18 protein-coding genes are annotated in these 17496 nt (G+C 65.4%); 9 read left to right on the top strand and 9 right to left on the bottom strand.

The features are described 5' to 3' along the window. Window positions 1-136 precede the first annotated feature (136 nt). Both BM337_RS04170 and BM337_RS04165 read left to right on the top strand, forming a co-directional pair. Complete coding sequence (locus BM337_RS04170) at window positions 137-1546, top strand: outer membrane protein assembly factor BamB family protein (protein ID WP_177227144.1); 1410 nt, start codon at window positions 137-139, stop codon at window positions 1544-1546. Between the two features lie 209 nt (window positions 1547-1755). Next, window positions 1756-2997: an OFA family MFS transporter gene (locus tag BM337_RS04165; RefSeq protein ID WP_089814186.1), complete on the top strand. Its 1242-nt coding sequence runs from the start codon at window positions 1756-1758 to the stop codon at window positions 2995-2997. A gap of 236 nt (window positions 2998-3233) precedes the next feature. Here the strand turns inward: BM337_RS04165 and BM337_RS04160 are convergent, their stop codons facing one another. The 3 genes from BM337_RS04160 to BM337_RS04150 all read right to left on the bottom strand — a co-directional run bounded on the left by BM337_RS04160 (window position 3234) and on the right by BM337_RS04150 (window position 6430). Then, complete coding sequence (locus BM337_RS04160; RefSeq protein ID WP_089814184.1) at window positions 3234-4331, bottom strand: outer membrane protein assembly factor BamB family protein; 1098 nt, start codon at window positions 4329-4331, stop codon at window positions 3234-3236. A gap of 307 nt (window positions 4332-4638) precedes the next feature. Further along, window positions 4639-5742, bottom strand: coding sequence for an outer membrane protein assembly factor BamB family protein (locus BM337_RS04155; protein ID WP_177227141.1), 1104 nt, complete (start codon window positions 5740-5742; stop codon window positions 4639-4641). Between the two features lie 139 nt (window positions 5743-5881). Then, on the bottom strand, window positions 5882-6430 hold the full coding sequence (locus BM337_RS04150; protein WP_089814181.1) for a hypothetical protein: 549 nt from the start codon (window positions 6428-6430) through the stop codon (window positions 5882-5884). A gap of 148 nt (window positions 6431-6578) precedes the next feature. Here BM337_RS04150 and BM337_RS04145 point away from each other — a divergent pair, with 148 nt between their 5' ends. The 5 genes from BM337_RS04145 to BM337_RS04130 all read left to right on the top strand — a co-directional run bounded on the left by BM337_RS04145 (window position 6579) and on the right by BM337_RS04130 (window position 10302). Continuing rightward, window positions 6579-7358, top strand: coding sequence for a class I SAM-dependent methyltransferase (locus BM337_RS04145; protein ID WP_089814179.1), 780 nt, complete (start codon window positions 6579-6581; stop codon window positions 7356-7358). 73 nt (window positions 7359-7431) lie between these two features. Continuing rightward, on the top strand, window positions 7432-7605 hold the full coding sequence (locus tag BM337_RS20930; protein ID WP_177227139.1) for a hypothetical protein: 174 nt from the start codon (window positions 7432-7434) through the stop codon (window positions 7603-7605). Between the two features lie 188 nt (window positions 7606-7793). Then, complete coding sequence (locus tag BM337_RS04140) at window positions 7794-8171, top strand: ArsR/SmtB family transcription factor (RefSeq protein ID WP_089814177.1); 378 nt, start codon at window positions 7794-7796, stop codon at window positions 8169-8171. After that, window positions 8164-9039: an arsenite methyltransferase gene (arsM, locus tag BM337_RS04135; RefSeq protein WP_089814175.1), complete on the top strand. Its 876-nt coding sequence runs from the start codon at window positions 8164-8166 to the stop codon at window positions 9037-9039. The genes BM337_RS04140 and arsM overlap by 8 nt, the downstream gene beginning before the upstream one ends. 12 nt (window positions 9040-9051) lie before the next feature. Continuing rightward, window positions 9052-10302, top strand: coding sequence for an MFS transporter (locus BM337_RS04130; protein ID WP_245778598.1), 1251 nt, complete (start codon window positions 9052-9054; stop codon window positions 10300-10302). Window positions 10303-10424: 122 nt separating this feature from the next. On the opposite strand, the gene BM337_RS04125 is transcribed toward BM337_RS04130, so the two are convergent. After that, complete coding sequence (locus BM337_RS04125) at window positions 10425-11441, bottom strand: PhoU domain-containing protein (RefSeq protein WP_089814173.1); 1017 nt, start codon at window positions 11439-11441, stop codon at window positions 10425-10427. 195 nt (window positions 11442-11636) lie between these two features. Here BM337_RS04125 and BM337_RS04120 point away from each other — a divergent pair, with 195 nt between their 5' ends. Both BM337_RS04120 and BM337_RS20925 read left to right on the top strand, forming a co-directional pair. Beyond that, entirely contained in the window at window positions 11637-12551 is a 915-nt protein-coding gene (locus BM337_RS04120) for a winged helix-turn-helix domain-containing protein (RefSeq protein ID WP_089814171.1), read from the top strand. Window positions 12552-12684: 133 nt separating this feature from the next. After that, window positions 12685-12858 (top strand): hypothetical protein, encoded by a 174-nt coding sequence (locus BM337_RS20925; RefSeq protein WP_177227136.1) that lies wholly within the window; start codon window positions 12685-12687, stop codon window positions 12856-12858. A gap of 3 nt (window positions 12859-12861) precedes the next feature. Here BM337_RS20925 and BM337_RS04115 read toward each other — a convergent pair whose 3' ends face one another. The 5 genes from BM337_RS04115 to BM337_RS04095 form a co-directional block, all read right to left on the bottom strand. Then, a complete protein-coding gene (locus tag BM337_RS04115) occupies window positions 12862-13620 on the bottom strand; it encodes a hypothetical protein (RefSeq protein WP_143117634.1) in 759 nt (252 codons plus the stop codon). A 282-nt stretch (window positions 13621-13902) separates the two neighbouring features. After that, window positions 13903-14595, bottom strand: a complete 693-nt coding sequence (locus tag BM337_RS04110; protein WP_089814167.1) for a DapH/DapD/GlmU-related protein — start codon at window positions 14593-14595, stop codon at window positions 13903-13905. Between the two features lie 4 nt (window positions 14596-14599). Then, window positions 14600-15595, bottom strand: coding sequence for a phosphonate ABC transporter, permease protein PhnE (phnE, locus tag BM337_RS04105; protein ID WP_089814165.1), 996 nt, complete (start codon window positions 15593-15595; stop codon window positions 14600-14602). Further along, complete coding sequence (locus BM337_RS04100; RefSeq protein ID WP_089814163.1) at window positions 15592-16395, bottom strand: phosphonate ABC transporter ATP-binding protein; 804 nt, start codon at window positions 16393-16395, stop codon at window positions 15592-15594. Before BM337_RS04100 ends, phnE begins: the two co-directional genes overlap by 4 nt. A gap of 27 nt (window positions 16396-16422) precedes the next feature. Next, window positions 16423-17445 carry a PhnD/SsuA/transferrin family substrate-binding protein gene (locus BM337_RS04095; RefSeq protein WP_089814161.1) on the bottom strand — a complete coding sequence of 341 codons (1023 nt, stop codon included), beginning with the start codon at window positions 17443-17445 and terminating at the stop codon, window positions 16423-16425. Window positions 17446-17496 lie beyond the last annotated feature (51 nt).

Genomic DNA, 17496 nt, shown 5'->3' with positions numbered 1-17496 from the left:
GGGGTGTAACTGGAATCCGTCGTGACTATTTCCGGGTGTTCCGCATCGACTGGCCGGACTCAGAGCACGAATCGCCGCGTCCGGACCGGGCCAGACGATGAGAAAGTACTTGTCGGTGACAGAACCAGGGCAGTCCATGTCGACCGACTGGTCCCGGCGCGCCCTTCTCGGCACGGTCGCGACGGTTCTGGCCGGCTGTTCGGCCGATTCAGAGACGGCGGCAACGGCCACCGAGTCGTCGCCGACGGCCAGTGAGACGGGGACGGAGGCCGGCGAGTTCGAATCGCTACGGACCGACGACCCGGTGCTCATCTGGGCAGTAGCCCTCCCGGAAGCTGTCGTGACGCCTCCTGCGCTGGATCCAGGGGCAGACCGCCTGTACGTCGGAGCGGGAAAGCACTACGGTGAGACGCCGACGCCGACGGACCAGCGAGAATCCTCGAATGGTGCGCTCTATAGCCTTCGGACGGTGGACGGACAGAAGGAGTGGGGAACCGCGACGCCGGGACCGATAGCGGCACAGCCACTCGTCCACGACGAGCGAATACACGCAGTTGCGGGCATCGGCGGCCCACTGGAACCATCGATCGGTGAGCCGGAGATTGTCGCCTACGGCGCCGACGGCGAACAGCTGTGGACGGCAGCCCCAGGAGGTCCGGAATTGTCGCTCCTCGGTGCAGACGGCGGACGGGTGTTCGGTGGGTCGAGGGACGACCAACTCGTCGGAACCGAAAACAGATCGCTGTTCGCGCTCGGCGACGACGGGGCGGTAGTCTGGGAACGCGATGCGAGCGACGCCATGGGAGGCGCAGTAGCAGGTGCCCACCTCTTGCACTGGGACGGGACCGAGGAACTTGCCGCCTATAGCCTCGAAACCGGCACGGAGGCCTGGCAAGTTTCCGAAGCGCCGATACTGACGTCGAACGAAAATCCCGAGCTACGGTCGGCGTTGGAGCCGGTGGTGTTCGACGGTCTCTGCTTTACGAAGTCGAGCGAGGCGGCCGATGGGAGTCAGTCGCTCGTCGCGCGGTCGGTGGCGGATGGATCCGAACGGTGGCGGTACGAGCCACCCGACGGCGGCACGTTCCGCCCGACGGGCGTCGCTACCAGCACCGGCGTAGCCGACGGACACCACGAGGACCCCTCGATCGTGGGAACGGGAGACGACGGCACCGTATTCTCGCTGTCCGACGACGGAACCGAGCGGTGGAGGACGACCGTCGGTGGCGTTCGACGGGGTAGTCCGCTCGTCGGCGACCGAATCTATGTTCACGGGAACGGGACGATATACGCCCTGGACCCGACAGAGGGGCCCGAGCGTTGGCGAGCGTCGGTACCGGGGAACGGTACGCTCCGTCTGATCTCCAATGGCGTCGTTGCGCTTTCGAACCGTGAGAACGACAGCGTCGTCGCATCCTTCCGGTCCGATGGGAGCGAACGGTGGCGATACGAGACGTCGAAGGACCTGACGCAGCCAGCAGTCCACGGGAACCGGGTGTACGTCGGTACAGCGGACGGGACCGTCCTGGCCTTCGCTGCCGAGTGACGTGTGGGAGTGAGTCGAGATGAGTGCTCGGCGTTCGACCGCCGGACGACGACCGAGCACGAGCGGACCGAACTGTCGACCGTGGTCCGGCCAGTGGGCGACCGCGAGCCCTGACTCCTGCGCTCTGCCCGACAGCGCGCGAGCGAACGGGGACGCACGCCGCCCCGAGATAGCATCGTTCAAGTAGCGGACCGAGAGACAGAGGGCAGATGCTGCATCGATCGGTCCGGACGCGGTGGCTGCTCGTCCTCGTCGCGGCCGCCGGGATGGGCGCCGCCGGGTCCTACCAGTTCGTCTGGTCGTCGCTCCGACCAGCGCTCGGCATGCGACTCGGGGCGAGCGAGGCGGCGCTGGGGACGGTGTACACCGTCTACCTCGTCGCCCAGACCCTCTCCCAGTTCCCGGCGGGCTGGTTCCGGGACCGCTACGGGCCGCGCCTGCCGGTGGCCGTCGGCGCGGTGCTCCTCGCCGTTGGCTACCTGGGAACCGGGGTCGCGACGGCGACGTGGCAGGTCACGCTGTGGTACGCCGTCGGCGGCGTCGGCGCGGGCACGCTCTACACCATCGCGGTGAACACGCCGGTCAAGTGGTTCACCGAGCGCCGCGGGCTGGCGACGGGCATCGTGACGATGGCCTACGGCGGCCTGAGCGTGCTGTTCATCCCGTTCGTTCGCGACGGGCTTGCGACGGACTTCTTCGGAACGGTCGCGACGCTCGGACTCGTCACCGGCGCCATCGCGTTCGCCGGTGCGCTCGTGCTCCGGGACCCCTCCCCGAGTTCCGACGACGGGGACGAGAGCGAGGGAGACGAGAGCCCCGACGCCGTGAGCGACCAGACCGCGACAGCCGACGAGACCTACACCTGGCGCGAGGCGGCCCGGACCTGGCAGTTCTGGTTGCTGTACGCGATGCTGGTCGTCGTCAACGCCGTCGGGCTGATGCTCATCGGCAAGGCGGTGGCCTTCGCCGACCAGTTCGGGATGCCCGCGGCGGTGCTGACGGCGGCGGCGTCGGTCGTCGCGCTTGCGGACAGCGCCGGCCTGCTGGCCATCGGCGGCCTGTCGGACCGGCTCGGCCGCGAGCGAACCGCGGCGGCGACGGTGACGCTCTCCGGTGTCGCCGTCGCCCTGGCGGTGTGGACCGGTGCGACCCAGCGGGCGCTCCCGTTCGTCGTCCTGCTCGGCGCGGCGGCGTTCTTCCGGAGCCCAGTGTTCTCCATCGTCCCGTCGCTGGTCGGGGAGTACTACGGCCAGGCGCGGTCCTCGGAGAACTACGCCATCCTCTACACCGCGAAGGTGTGGGGCGGCATCGGCGGCGGCGTCGTCGCGAGCCTGCTGATCACCCGCGTCGGCTGGTCGACGGCGTTCCTCCTGGGGGCCGTGGCGTTGAGCGCCGTCGGGCTGTCGCTGACCCGGTTGCGGCCCGTGGCGTCGGATTCCTCCCACGGCTGAAGCCGTGGGCACTCACTATCAGTCTGTAATTTCCGCGTCAGTCGACTGTCCGTGGATCGAGGGCGTTCCCTACATGCACCGGCTGAGGTCGTCCTGCCTGGGATAGTCGAACGCTTCACCGAGCCCGCGCGTGACTGGCGTCTGTGGTCGACGGAATCGCCTTTCGATAGTTCCCCGTACTCGATATCGCCACTGGGCACCCGAGTCAGCGGATTTCAACTGGCAACTGATTTTGATTATCGGTCGTCGCCCGTTACGTCGATGGCGACCAGTTCACCCATCACTCCGGCGTAGAGTTGTCCATCCGATACGAGTATACACGAGGTGGGGTATTCGGTCTCCACGTACCACCGCTCGGTGCCGTCGTGTGAGAACGCATAGACCCCATCGTCGGTCCCGGCATACACCCCGCTCGCGTCAGCTAGCGGGCTCGCGAAATCGGAATCCCTGACAGTGTAATCCCAGCGCATCTCACCGCTATCCTGGTCGTATGCAACGAGCCGGCCGTCGTCATTCTCGTCTGGGTACGTTCCGACGTAGACCTGTTCGTCTCCTGTGGTTATTCCGGAGGGGCTGATAGCCGGTGTCTCGGCGGTCCAGTTGACGGATCCGGTCGAGCGATCGAGAGCCACCAGACGGCCAATTTCTTGGTCGCGGCCAGTTGCTGCATACACAGTGTCGGCGGCGACGACCGGTGGACGACCCTCCCACTCGAGGTCGTGTTGCCAGCGCGACGTTCCATCAGCGTCCATGCAGTGGACCACGCCAGCAGCCTCGTTACAGGCGACGACGCCGTCGTCAGTCGGAGCGAGGAACAGTTCCTCTCGGGCGCCGATCGCTGTCTGCCACTCTTCCGTCTCGGAACTGGCGGAGACAGAAATGAGATCTGACCCCCCAGCGTAGACGTGGCTTCCCGTGGCGACCACGGAGGACATCCCAGCCGAACCTGCTGTCCACAGGTCGGATCCGTCTTTCAGGGAAAGCGCACGCACGCCGTCGCAGCTGGGTACGTACAAGCGCTCGCCGTCTGAAGCGACCACCTCCCGCAAACAAGTGGTTTCGTCAGAGTGGAGATTCGGTTCGTCCTCGACGTGTCGAGACCAGATCTCCTCGCCGGTCTCCGTCTCGATCGAGTACAGGTCTGTACCTGTGGAGAAGTATAGTGCTTCGTCGACGATTGCAATATCGTAGGAAACAGGCGAGCGGTACCAGATGATTCGGTCGTGGGACAGCGTCGCCTGTGGACTACTCGAAAACGAACATCCCGCCAGCAACGAACCGACTGTGGCGCCTGTAGCGCCGAGTAGTTTCCGCCGTTCAAACGAGCTAGCCATCGCTAAGGGATGTGATCTCGGCCAGGAAATACATTCCGTTTAACACCCATCTGGAAAAAGAAAATTTCTTCGTGTGAAAATTTGCCGATATGGAACCAAGAGTTAGAGCTCAGTTCGAAGGACAGACACCGGTCTACACGTCACATGCACCGTCCGACGCCGTCCTGCCTGGGATAGTCGAACGCTTCACCGAGCCCGCGCGTGACTGGCGTCTGTGGTCGACGGAATCGCCTTTCGCTAGTTCCCCGTACTCGATATCGCCACTGGACACTCGAGCTAGCGGACGATAGCCGACAACTTGGTTAGATTACTGGTCGTCGCCCGTTGCATCGATCGCGATCAGTTGACCCGTCACTCCGCCATAGAGCGTCCCGTCCGAAACGGTGGAACACCTGGAGGAGTATCCAGTTTCGATGGACCACCGTTCGGTTCCGTCGTGGGAAAACGCCTTGATACCGTCGTACGTCCCAGAATACACTCCATTGGCGTCGACGACCGGCTCTGAAAACTCGGATTCGGCAACGGTGTGTTCCCATCGCTTCTCGCCGCCGTCCTGCTCGTATGCGACGAGATGACCGATGTCGTTCTCGTCCCAATAACTCGCAACGTAGACCTGTTCGTCTCCAGCGGCCAACCCGCTCCGACGGATAGATGGCGTCTCAGTAGTCCAATTGACGGATCCGGTCGATAGATCGAGCGCCACGAGGCGGCTAACTTCGTATTCGCGAACGCTCGCTGCGTACACGGTATCGCCCGCGACTACCGGACGACGTCCCTCCAAGTCGAGATCGTGCTGCCACCGCAGCGTTCCATCCGCATTCACGCAGTGGACGACGTTAGCAGCCTCGTCACAGGCGACCACACCGTCGTTGATCGGAACGAGGTGCAGTTCCTCGTTGGCGCCGATCTCGGTCTCCCACTCAACCGTCTCGGAACGTGGGCCGATAGAGAAGAGATCGGTTCCGCCAGCATAGACCTCATTTCCTGTGGCCACCGCAGAGGACAGCCCGGCCGACCCCGCCGTCCACAGGTCAGAACCATCTTGTAGGGAAACTGCATGAAGGCCATCGCAGCCGGGGACGTACATCCGCTCGCTGTCCGCGGCGGCCATCCCACTCAAGCAGATGGTTTCGTCTGAGTGGAGGGGCGGTTCGTCTTCGACGTGCCGAGTCCATTTCTCCTCGCCGCCCGCTGCCCCAACTGCGTACAGGTCCGTGCCAGTGGAGAAGTACAGCGTCCCGTCGACAACGGCAATCTCAGAAATATATGGCGAACGGTGCCACATGATGCGATGGTGGGAAAGCGCCGGTTCCGGTTCTGGACTACTCGAATACGAACACCCCGCCAGCAACGAACAGACTGTGGCACCTGCAGTGCCGAGTAGTTCCCGCCGTTCAAACGAGCCAGCCATCGCTAAAGTATGTGAGCTCGGCGTGAAAAGTAATTTCATTTGTTCTTGCTCTCAAAAAGCAAGACTATTCAAATGAGAATTTTCTTAGACGAAACCGGAAATTAGAACCGGGTTCGACAGGCACCCAACGGTATTCGCGTCACGTGCACCGGCCGGCCTCGTCGTGTCTGGGATAGCCGAACGCCTCGCCGAGGCGGTCGGCAGGGTCCCACTCGGGGGAATAACGGCCTTCGTCGTTCAACACGTAGTACCGGACGTGCGTCTCTCCGTAGCTGGTGAACCGCGGATGGTCGGCGACGATGTACGTGGGCTTGGTGTCACTACTGAGGGTCACAGTGGCTTCGTCTTCCGGGGTTTCGAAGTCCCCCACGAGCGTGGAATTGAGGACCGTTCCGTTTGCGTCGTAGAAGCACAACATCACGTCCTCGAACGTGGTCGATTCGAGCGAGTCGTCGAGCGGTGCTCTGAAGTCGACCCTGACGTCCATTCGGTGCGTCCCGTTACTGTCGTCGTATTCGTCGGCGTAGAGCCTGACGACGCCGAACGGGGCAGTGCCGTCCGACCCACCGCCAGTCGGCGTCGTGGTCTCGTCCGAATTTCCGTCGAACGGGCCCGCAAGTGGACCGCTACAGCCCGCTACGAGGAGAAGCAGGCAGACTGCGACGGTTGTTCGCGTGCGCCCGTTCATCTAGTTAGCGTCCCGTCAGTGTCGGTGAAGAGTGCTTCGAGGCTGACGGCGGTGTACCGCGTCCCGGTCGGAGGGCGAGGAGTGCGAGACTACGAAAGCGTACCATACCAGCCCAACACTCAAGCCCGCGCTCTCTGACACGAACGGCATGAACGATCCGGACCGGGAGAATCGGAAACTGTGGGACGAGTGGAGCGACGAGTTCCAGGCGCTCTGGAACGCGGACACCGACGAGGGCGGGCTTCCCCCAGTGTACACCCCGCTACCGGACCCCGAGGACCTGGCGAAGTGGCAGGCCGAGCGACTCCCCGACCGCGAGGACCTGGATTTCGTGGAACTGGGCTGTGGCGGTGGACAGGGAACGGTCGGGACAGCCAGCGAGGGCGTGGGCACCGCCGTCGGCGTCGACTTCTCGTTCCAGCAACTCCGCCACGCGACCCGCGTCAGGAACGTCTACGGCGCCGACGCCGAGTTCGTCACCGGCGACGTGGCGGACCTGCCGCTGGCCAACGGCGCGTTCGACCTGGCCTACTCGGGATACGTCTACTTCATGGTCGAAGACGTCGACGCGGCGCTCGCGGAGGCGAGGCGCGTGCTCCGGGACGGCGGCCTCCTCACGTTCCAGGTCCCCCACCCCTTTCACGAGCAGTTCGACCCGGCGACCGTGGAACTGGCGCGGAGCTATCACGACACCGGCCCGCGACGCGAGAAGTTCGACGATATCCTCCACGACGACATCGTCGTCTTCGACCGGACGGTCGGCGACCTCCACACCGCGCTCGTCGACGCCGGATTCACGGTCCGGGAGCTGTTCGAAACCCCGAGCAGCGACGACCCGGACGACTACGACGACGGGGACGCCAGCACGTCGCCGGAACTGCAGGCGATGGTGCCGCGGACGCTGGGCTTCTGGGCGGTCGCCGAGTAGCGCGCGGTCCGGCGGCGAGTACTACGGCCAGGCCCGGTCCTCGGAGAACGACGCCGTCCTCTACACCGCGAAGGTGTGGGGCGGCATCGGCGGTGGCGTCACGAGCCTGCTGATCACCCCCGTCGGCTGGTCGACGGCGTTCCTGCTGGGTAACGGCGCGCTGAGTGCCGACGGGCTGTCGCTCACCAGACTCCGGCCCGTGGCGGCCGATTCCTCCGACCTTCGCGAGACGGAGCGCCTCGCGTAGTCCTGACCAGGCACGTGATCCGGACGACAGTGATAGTCGCTCGAAGCCGAGGTCGGATCGCTCTTCCCCCGAACTGGGCCTGTTCATCGCTGGACGTGCCCACCAGCTCCTGAAGTGAGGAAGGACAGTTCCTCCCCGGCCGGTCGAAACATCTATATTAGCAAGCGCTCATATTACCATTCACTGAAATGGACTCGAACGCTACCGAGACGGCTTCCCAGTCCGGTCGACCCGACGATTCGGCCGAGAGCGCGTGTTGTGCGGAGATTCCCGAGGTCGAGGAGGACGCGCTGGTCGCGGACGTCCAGTTGCTCTCGGCGCTCGGCAACGACACCAGGTACGAACTGGTGCGCCGCATCGGCGCCGCGGAGGGCAGCGTCTGCGTCTGCGACCTCGAAGCGGCCGTCGGAATCAGCCAGAGCGGCGTCAGCCAGGCCCTGTCGCGGCTCTACTCGGCGGGGCTGGTCACGCGACGGAAGGAGGGGTCCTGGCGGTACTACGGACTGACCGACGACGCCGAACAGATCCTGGAGACGCTCGACGCCCTGGGTGACGACGATGAGTGACGTGCCACAGGACTCGTCGCTCGACCGCGACGCGGACGAACAGCGCCGGATCGTCAGGGAACGCTACGCCGACATCGCCACCGGTGACGGCGGGAATTCCTGCTGTGACGACGGGACCGGCGATGGGGAGAGCCGTCGTGAGGACGGGACTGGCGGCGGGGAGGGCTGTTGCGACGACGGCACTGGCACGGACAGCGAACGACTCGGCTACTCACAGGACGACATCGAGGCAGTGGCAAGCGGCGCGGACCTGGGCCTCGGGTGCGGGAACCCCAAGGCGATGGCTGACCTCGACCGGGGCGAGACGGTGCTCGACCTGGGCTCCGGTGCCGGTTTCGACTGCTTCCTCGCCGCGAACGAGGTCGGTGACAGAGGACAGGTCATCGGGGTCGACATGACGCCCGAGATGGTCGAGAAGGCCCGCGAGAACGTCGCAGCGAACGACGCGCGAAACGTCGAGTTCCGCCTCGGCGAGATCGAACACCTGCCCGTGGCGGACGCCAGAATCGACGTCGTCATCTCGAACTGCGTCGTCAACCTCTCGCCGGCGAAAGACCGGGTGTTCGCGGAGGCGTTCCGCGTCCTCGTCCCGGGCGGTCGACTCGCCGTCTCGGACGTCGTGTTGACCGCGTCGCTGCCCGACTCCCTGGAAGCAGACCCGGACTCGGTCGCGGCCTGCGTCGCCGGCGCGTCGCCCGTCCCGGAGATCGAACGGCTGCTCGCCGACGCCGGGTTCGTCGACGTCCGGGTCGAGCCGAAAGACGACAGTTCGGAGTTCATCAGCGAGTGGGACGACCGGCTCGACCCGAGCGAGTACGTCGTCGCGGCGACGATCGAAGCGCGGAAACCGGCGGCCGAGCGGGACTGAGCGTCGCGACCGATGGCGGGGCACGCGGACCGGTCCAGTGACGGGTGGATCGACCGACCGGACGTCCGGATGCTGGCGGTCGTCAGCGCGACACTGTTGCTGTCGGCGTTGCTCTGGTTCAACTACTCGGCGGTCCTGCCGACCGTCGTCGATCGCTGGGGGCTCAGTGGCCTCCAGGCCGGCGTCGTCTACGGAGCCTTCCAGGCCGGCTACCTCCTGGGCGTGATCCCGTTCGGGGCGCTCGCCGACCGGTACGCGCCGCGGCCGGTCATCGCAGTGGGCGCGACGGTCGCGGCGATCGGGAGCCTCGCGTTCGGCGCGGTGGCGGACGGATTCCTCGTCGGAACCGCGCTCCGCTTTCTCAGCGGCGTCGGGATGGCGGCCGTATACGTCCCGGGGATGCGATTCGTCAGCGAGTGGTTCGACCCCGGCGGCCGCGGGACGGCGATGGGCGTCTACGTCGGGACCTTCTCGATCAGCAGCGGGCTGTCGTTCGTGGTGACCTCGTCGATCGCCGCGAGCGCCGGCTGGCGGACCGGCATCGTCGTGACGAGCCTGCTCGCGCTCGGTGCCGGCCCGCTCGTCTATCTCCTGGGGCGGGACAGTCCCGACCGGGCGTCGAACGGTGGGGGGTTCGACCGCTCGCTGCTGACCGACCGGGCGTTCCTCGCCGGCGTCGGCGTCTACGCCGCGCACAACTGGGAGCTGTACGGGATTCGCAACTGGCTGCCGGCCTTTCTGGTCTCGACGGCGGCCGTCGGGGCGACCGCCGCACCGGTCGCCACCGCGGGGCTCCTGGCCGGCGTCGTCACGGCCGTCGGCGGCGCGGGGAACCTCGCCGGCGGCTGGCTGAGTGACCGCATCGGGCGTTTCCGGGTGATAGCAGTCGCGCTCGCGTGTAGCGGCACGGGAACGCTCGTGCTCGCCGGGTTCGCGTGGGAGTCGCTGGCGGTGCTGGCTGCGGTCGTGATCGGGTACGGGTTCGTGCTCACGATGGACAGCGCACCGACCTCGACGACGATCACGCTCGTCGTCGACGACGACCAAGTCGGAACCGCGCTGTCGGTCCAGGCCTTCCTCGGGACGCTCCCGGGAATCGTCTCGCCCGTCCTGTTCGGTGCGGCGCTCGACGCCGGCGGTCACGCGCTCGCGATGCCGACCCTCGGTGCGGGGGCACTGCTCGGCGTCGGGGGTGTCTACCTCTTCTGGAGTGCTACCGGGACCAGGACGCGGGCCGAAGAGACCGTCGACGTCGCGGATTGACCGCCTGCACGGCCAGGGCCCCTCCGGTAGCGGGTGAAATCACGGAAGGACCGGGCGCCGGGATCATCCCGGTCCGTGGTCGGGAGTCGACTGCAAGGAGAACGGCCGACGCTCGCGACGTCTCAGCGGTCGTCCACCTCCCCCCGAGAGACCTGCTGGATGCTGATGTTCGCCACGTTCGCCCCGTACTCGGCGGTTCGCTGCAGGCTATCGAGGAGGAGGCCGGCGGTGTGGGCCTCGCCGGGGACGTCGTGGTCGTAGAGCTCCCGGTCGAGCGTCTCGATGTCGGCGACCAGGTCGTCGCGGTGTTCGAGCGCGAGGTGGGCGGCCTCGATCCCGGCGTCCGCGAGGACGACGTCCGCCGCCTGGTCGACGATCTGGCGCGCGTCCTTGCCGAGCGAGACGATCCGGTCACCGAAGTCGGCCGGCAGGCCCGCGTCAGGGTCGAGGGCGAAGCGGGCTATCTTCTCCGCGTGGTCGGCGATGCGCTCGAACTGCCGGCACGTGTAGTAGTACTCGAAGAGGTCGTCGCGGCCGTGGTCGAGCTTCTCTACCTCGTGGAGGTCGGTGAGCGCCCGCCGGAAGTGCCTGGTCACCATGGCGAACAGTTTGTCCGCCTCGGCGTCCCTGCCGACGACGCGCTCGGCGAGGCCCTCGTCGCCGTTCACGACGGCAGTAACGGCGTCGCGATGCATCGCGAGCGTCACCAGACGCAGTCGGAGTGCGCTCTTCCGGACCTCGACGTTCTCCGCGTCGATGAGGTTCGTCAGCCGGATGCGGGTGTCGGTGACTTCGAGCAGCTCGAAGCCGGAGAGTTCCTCGACGGTCCGTCCGACGACCTGCCGCCTGTCCGCGTCGTGCCCGCCCTGGTCGACGAGCGTCACCTCGTCGAATCCGACCGCGTGGAGCGCGTGGACGCGCTGTTTGACGGCGTTGGCCCCGCTGGTGGAGACGTCGACCGTCGCCGTCCGGCGGTCTTTCGACCGGTCTGGCGACGCCTCGACGAGGAGGGATCCGTCGCCGTTCGGGTGGAGTGAGAGGACTGAACCGGCGTCGATCCCGTTCTCGGTCGCCCAGGCTTTCGGTAACGAGACCGTGTACGTCGTCCCCCCAGAGAGTTGCACTTTCCGAGTCTCCATATGGAGCGTTCTCACGGAGACCCTATCTGAGAGTTTATATGAGGGGAACGTGCCAGTTCCGTCCGATATATATCCGTACCGTCGGTACGGAGGTGCGGATCGAACCGCCGACGGGAGCCGGAGCGATGGAGCCTATATAGCCGTCCAGACAGTCTGTGGGATAGCCCTATAGCGAGCACACGAGCCCGGGGACGTATGTCCCGCAAAACGTGGCATCGGCCGAGAGACGCGACGAGGCACGGTCGGGACGCCACCCTCTCCCAGGTAATCGAAGCCGTCGACCGAACGGCGCCGGCGACGAAAGCGGACCTGGCCGACGCGGTCGGCATCTCCGAACAGTACGTCTCCGAACTGCTCCAGGAACTGAAACGTGACGGCGTCGTCAGGAAAGCCTACGTCGTCGACGACGCGGCCGTCTTCGACGCCGCAGACAGCGTCTCGGAGTTCTTCGAGACGGCCGCGGACGCCGCCTCCGAGAACGGGCGTCGTGCGACCGGCACCGACAGGGGGACGACCGTCCTCGAGCTCCTCGAACGGCTCGACGACGTGACCTCGACGCAGTACGAGGCGGCGCGACTCGCCTTCGTCGGCGACTCGCCGGACCACCCGGCCGACGGACTCGAATCGCTCACCAACGAGCGCTACTTCGCCGTGCTCGGGGAACTCAAGTCGTACACGCTGACGACCGACTGGCCGGGCAACCGCGTCGCCTCGGACCTGGCGACGATCGCGACGAACCTCGAGATCGTCGGCGACCGGTCGTGTTTCATCGCCGACGTCGTCGACCGACAGGACACCGAGACGACCGGCGTCGTCGAGGAACGCATCCTCGACGTCTTCGAGGCGGGCAGCCGGATCAACGGCTATCTCGTGGACGTCCTCTTCGAGGGCGATCTGGAGGCCTACGACGCCTTACACGCCGAGGAGGAGACGGTCCACCGCGACCTCGACGAACTGTTCGAACTCGTCACCGCCTACGATCCGGAGCTGTACGGCCACCTCGTGACGGTGACGCGAGCGCTCGAACGGGCGATCTACTACTGGGTCGACGCCGCCGAAATCGCCGTCCGGCTGCACTCCGGAATCGAGGCCGACCACGCGATGATCTGAGTGAGCGGGGTGTCTCCTGCCTGTTCACCGGTGCTGGGCGCAGTCGGCGAAAAGAAACCACAGAGCCGTTACGGTTCTACAGAACGAGCCTCGGGGAGAGTTTTAAAGGCATCGGGGTCAAAAAGATCCTACCATGGCCACCAATACGGTCGTTTGTCCCTATTGCGGCGTGGAAACCAATGTCACTACACCCCGTGGTGCAGCGATTACCGAGGTGCTCAAAGAGCGATCGACTGACGATCGTGGTAGCGATGCCGGCTGTCCAAACGGCCATCAGTTCGCGGTTACCTTTTCGATCCCGCAGTGACGGTCAGTTCAGGGTATCGAGTATCGGATCGTCCGTGGCGCTTGTTTCCATCGCTCGTTCGATCGTACACGCAGATTCAATCTCGAAGTCGTTCAGGCACGCAAACCGCTTGACGAACCTGTCTCCGAGTTCGCTGTCGTACACGAGATACAATTCAACGGCTATGCGGCCGTTCCAATTCCTCGCGCTCACTTCACGCACGCAATCACGGAAAGGCCGTCGTGACTGTCCACCGGCTGACTGTTCTATTTCGATGGTTCCACGATATGGCTCCCTCTCGTCCGATCCGGACTCGTCCGTGCGAGAAAGCGGTACGACGACCGGACGCAACTCCGGGTCGATAAATTCCCAGGCGGGCTGGTATCCCTCCTCGACCGCCGCCAAGTACGGTTGACAGCACACGCGAAAGTTCTTCGCACGTCCTCGTCCAGCGTTCTTCACGACGATTTCGATCGTATCACCAGCCGCCGAGACGGACTCTACGGTAATGTCCGGTTTGAAGGACGCGGCCATGAGCTTGGTCTGCCGGTCCATGATGTCGGACTGCGTGCGCTGAACCTCGTTTTGGCTCTGCTGTTCGCGGTACATTCGCCAGTAGAGAAGGGCAAGAAGACCCGAGAGGCCGAGTGAACCGACAACTCGAAGCGCCTCCAGCACCCAGGCCACCGATTGGCCGATCTGGCTACCCTGAAAGAAGAGTGTCGTACTTGACATAGAATATACCGCCGCAGTTGGTGCAACCACACCGTTCTTCTCGGTCATCGCCCGTCGTCCGGCGGTGTGCTGGACCTACGCTTGCATCAACCGGTATCATAGCGAAGGTCTCTCTACCGCAATACGGACACCCGACGTTCACCACCTGCATTGATTCACTCGTTACTCTTCCGAGATACTATTTTAATCCACGGCCACGCGTGAGGATATCGTGTCGTAGCTACTGGTTCGCGATCGTTCGGTACCGTCGCGGACGTGCAGGGACCAAGAGTCGCAAAACAGACTCCTCACGTGCGTCTGTAAACGCGCACACCGGGACGACAGCCCGAATTACTCCACTACTCCGGTCGTCTCGGGCGCGTATCGCTCCAGAAACACGTTGAGGTCGCGGAAGGCGTCGAGCCGGTCGGCGAGCGTCTCGTGGTCCCACTCCCACCACTCCGTCGCCTCGATCCGCTCGGCGACGTCTTCGGGGAATCGACGCCGAATCGGTTCGGCCGGGACGCCCGCGACCACCGTGTATGGGTCGACGTCGCGGGCAACGACCGCGCCGGCCCCGACGACCGCACCGTTGCCGATTTCGACGCCGGGGAGGACGATGGCGCCGTGGCCGATCCAGGCGTCGTGGCCGACGGTGACGGGCTGGTCGGCGCGCCACGCGAAGATAGAGTCGTCGTCTTCGTCGGCGAGGTCGTACATCGACGAACGATACGTGAAGTGGTGGGCCGACGGTCGGTCGATGGGATGGTTCGTCGGACCGAGACGGGCGTCAGAGGCGACGTTACCGAACTTCCCGATAGTCGTGTAGTCCAGCTGGACACGCTCCATCAGGTAGGTGTAGTCGCCGATCGTCGCCTCGTTGACCCGTGATCCGGCGCGCACCTCCGTCCACTCGCCAAGCGTGCTCTCCGTGATCTGGACGGGATCGTGGAGCGTCGGTTCGGGCGAGAGGCCACCGACGCGGTCCTCGCCGTACGACTCGACGACGTATCCCTCCTCGCGGCGCTCGAAGTGCGTCGTCATCCGGTCACCGCCTCCCCCCAGCCGACTCGACGATCTTTCGCGGGGCGGTGACGAACGCCTCGAGCACGCCGGTCTTCTCGACGTCGTCCTCGTCGCGCAGGTACGATCGCACGCGCTGGCTCGCCAGTTCGACGGAGCCGGCGAGGACGACGACCAGGATGATGCAGGCCATCATCTCGGTGTAGTTGAACGTCTGCTTCTGGATGTTGAGTTCGAGGCCGAGCCCACCGGCGCCGATGAGGCCGAGGGTGATGGCGACGCGGACGTTGTGTTCGAGGTCGAAGGCGATCCAGGCGATGAACTGACGGAACACCTGGCTCAGCATACCGAACGAGATGACCTGGCGCGACCCCGCGCCGGTGCTCTCGACGCCCTCGATGGGGCCGTCGGCTATCTCTTCGAGTTCGTCGGTGAACAGTCGGCCCAGGTAGCCCGTGGTGTCGACCATGATCGCCAGCACGCCGGTGAAGGGCGAGACGCCGCCGAGCGGGATGAAGATGAGCGCCCAGACCAGCGCCGGGATGGCGCGGATCAGGCTCATCGTCCCCCTGAAGAGGAAGTTGAACGGGTACGGGACGACCCGCTCGCTCGCGAGGATGCCGAACAACAGCGCGCCCGGGAGGCCGAGCACGGTCCCGGCGAACGCGATGGCCATCGTCACCTGCGAGGCCTGGAACAGCTCCGCCTCGACCATGAAGTTCCAGTACTGGCCGACGTCGACGAACGGGACGCCGAAGTAGGTTGTCGGCGGGAAGTACTCCGTGAGCGCGTCGACGAAGAAGGGGAACTGGGTCGTCAGCTGTGCGAGCGTGAACTCCGCAGTCTGGAGGCTCAGCAGGAACAGCCACCCCCCGACGACGACGCCGAGCACGGTCCAGAGCCGCCGGACCGTCTTTCGCCGTTTGAGTTCCGTGAGCTTCCGGTCGACGTCGGAGGTGCCGGTCTCCGCGAACCCGAAGTAGGCGCGGAGCCCCCCGCCCGGCGGTGACTCCGAACTCACGCCTCGACCCTCCAGTCGTCGCCGTCAACCGGGGGCGACTCGCCGTTTGCGTCGACTGCGACGGGGTCGTCGGCCAGTCCGACCGTCTCGACGTCGCCGTAGAGGTCGTCGATGAGGTCGCCGGTGAGTTCGTCGCTCCCGACGTCGAACAGCAACTGGCCGTCGCGCAGCCCGATGAACCGCTCGCCGAAGTGGGCCGCGATGTTCACCTGGTGGAGGCTCACGAGCGCCGTCACCTGGTGGACCGTCGCGGCCTTCTTCAGGTAGCCCATCACCGTCTCGGCGCTGGACGGGTCGAGGCTCGCGACGGGTTCGTCGGCGAGCAGGAGTGACGGGTCCTGGACTAGCGCCCTGGCGATGCCAACGCGCTGTTGCTGGCCGCCGCTCATCTGCGTAACGCGCTGGTGTGCTTCGTCGAGGAGGCCGACGGTCTCGAGCGCTTCCAGGGCCCGTCGCTTGTCCTCGCGGTCTTGCCACTGGAACAGGCTCTCGACGAACCCGGCTCGTTCGAGCGAGCCGGTGAGTGCGTTCAGGTACGCCGAGACGCCCTCGACGAGGTTGTGCTGCTGGAAGATCATCCCGACCGACGGCTGGGACCCTTCGAGGGGTTCGCCGTCGAGGTAGACGCCGCCGCTGGTCGGCTCGGTCAGCCCGTTCACGCAACGCAGTAGCGTCGACTTGCCGGCGCCGGACTCGCCCAGCAGGACGACGAACTCGTCCTCGATCTCGAAGGAGACGTCCTCGACCGCCGTGACGTCGCCGTACTCCTTGGTCAGGTTCTCTACGGTGAGTGTACTCATGATTGGAAAATTGGATGGCCGACGGCCCTAGCCGAGGTCGATGCCGAGGTCGTTGAGCCGTTTGATCACGGGTTCGTAGTTGTCCATCGTCGTCTCCTCGAGCGTCGTGAACGGCAGGTCGTTCTCGTTGTAGTCCTCCGGAAGATACTCCTGTATCAACGACTCGTCGGACGCGATCAGTTGCTCGCGGATCTTCGCTTTCATCGGTGAATCCCACGACTGGCGGGCGTAGATCGGCTGTTTGGGGATCGGGAACGACCACCAGAACGGCCGGAGCGCCGTGCCTTCCTGACCGCGGTTCCCGATGAACGAGTCCTCCTCTGCGACGCGGTCGGGAAGTTCCTGGTCCTCGGCGAGGTAGGCCATTCCGTTCCCGGACCAGGTGGTGCATGCGTCGGCCTCGTCGTTCAGCACGCGCTGGACGGCGTCACCGTGGTTGGACCACGTCCCCTCGAAGTCGACCGGGTCCCCGTCCGGGGCGTCGCCGACGTCCAGGCCGGCCTCCTTGAGCGCGTAGACGGCGAAGATAGACCCGCTCGTCGAGAGCCGGTCGGCGAAGGCCATGTTCTTCCCCTCGATGTCCGTCCGCTCGTCGATGTCCGAGTCTGGCTTCGTGAGCATCATCGAGAAGTAGAAGGCCGTTCCGCCCGTGACGGCGGTCCCGAACAGGTCCATCATGTCGGGCTTCGAGATGAGCGTCACGTCGTCCATCCCGATTTCGGCCTGTTCACTCTCCAGGGCGGTGCGGACGGCGGAGTAGTCCTGGGGAACCTCCATCTCCAGGTCGAGTCCATCGATCTCCCCCTCGAGCATGTCGTGAACCGGGGCGTACTGCGGCCGCACGTCCGACGGCGTGTCCGGCGTCAGCAGCATCGTTATCGGCTCACTTCCGCCGCCACCGAGCACGCCCGAACATCCCGCGAGGCCGGTCAGTGCGGTGGTCCCCGCTGCGCCGCCGACGATGAACCCCCGCCGGCTCACCCGTCGCGAGTCCATCCCGTCTGTCCGTTTCCGTCCAACCGATCCGTCGGTACTGGTCTCGTCCAACATCACCTGAACGGCCCGGAGTGGGTAGAATAACCGTTTGCTGCGTAAAGTCCG

The sequence above is a fragment of the Halomicrobium zhouii genome, assembly GCF_900114435.1.
GTDB lineage: Archaea > Halobacteriota > Halobacteria > Halobacteriales > Haloarculaceae > Halomicrobium > Halomicrobium zhouii.
Note: the sequence above shows the minus strand (reverse complement) of the source record. Positions and strands in the feature narration are given on the sequence as shown.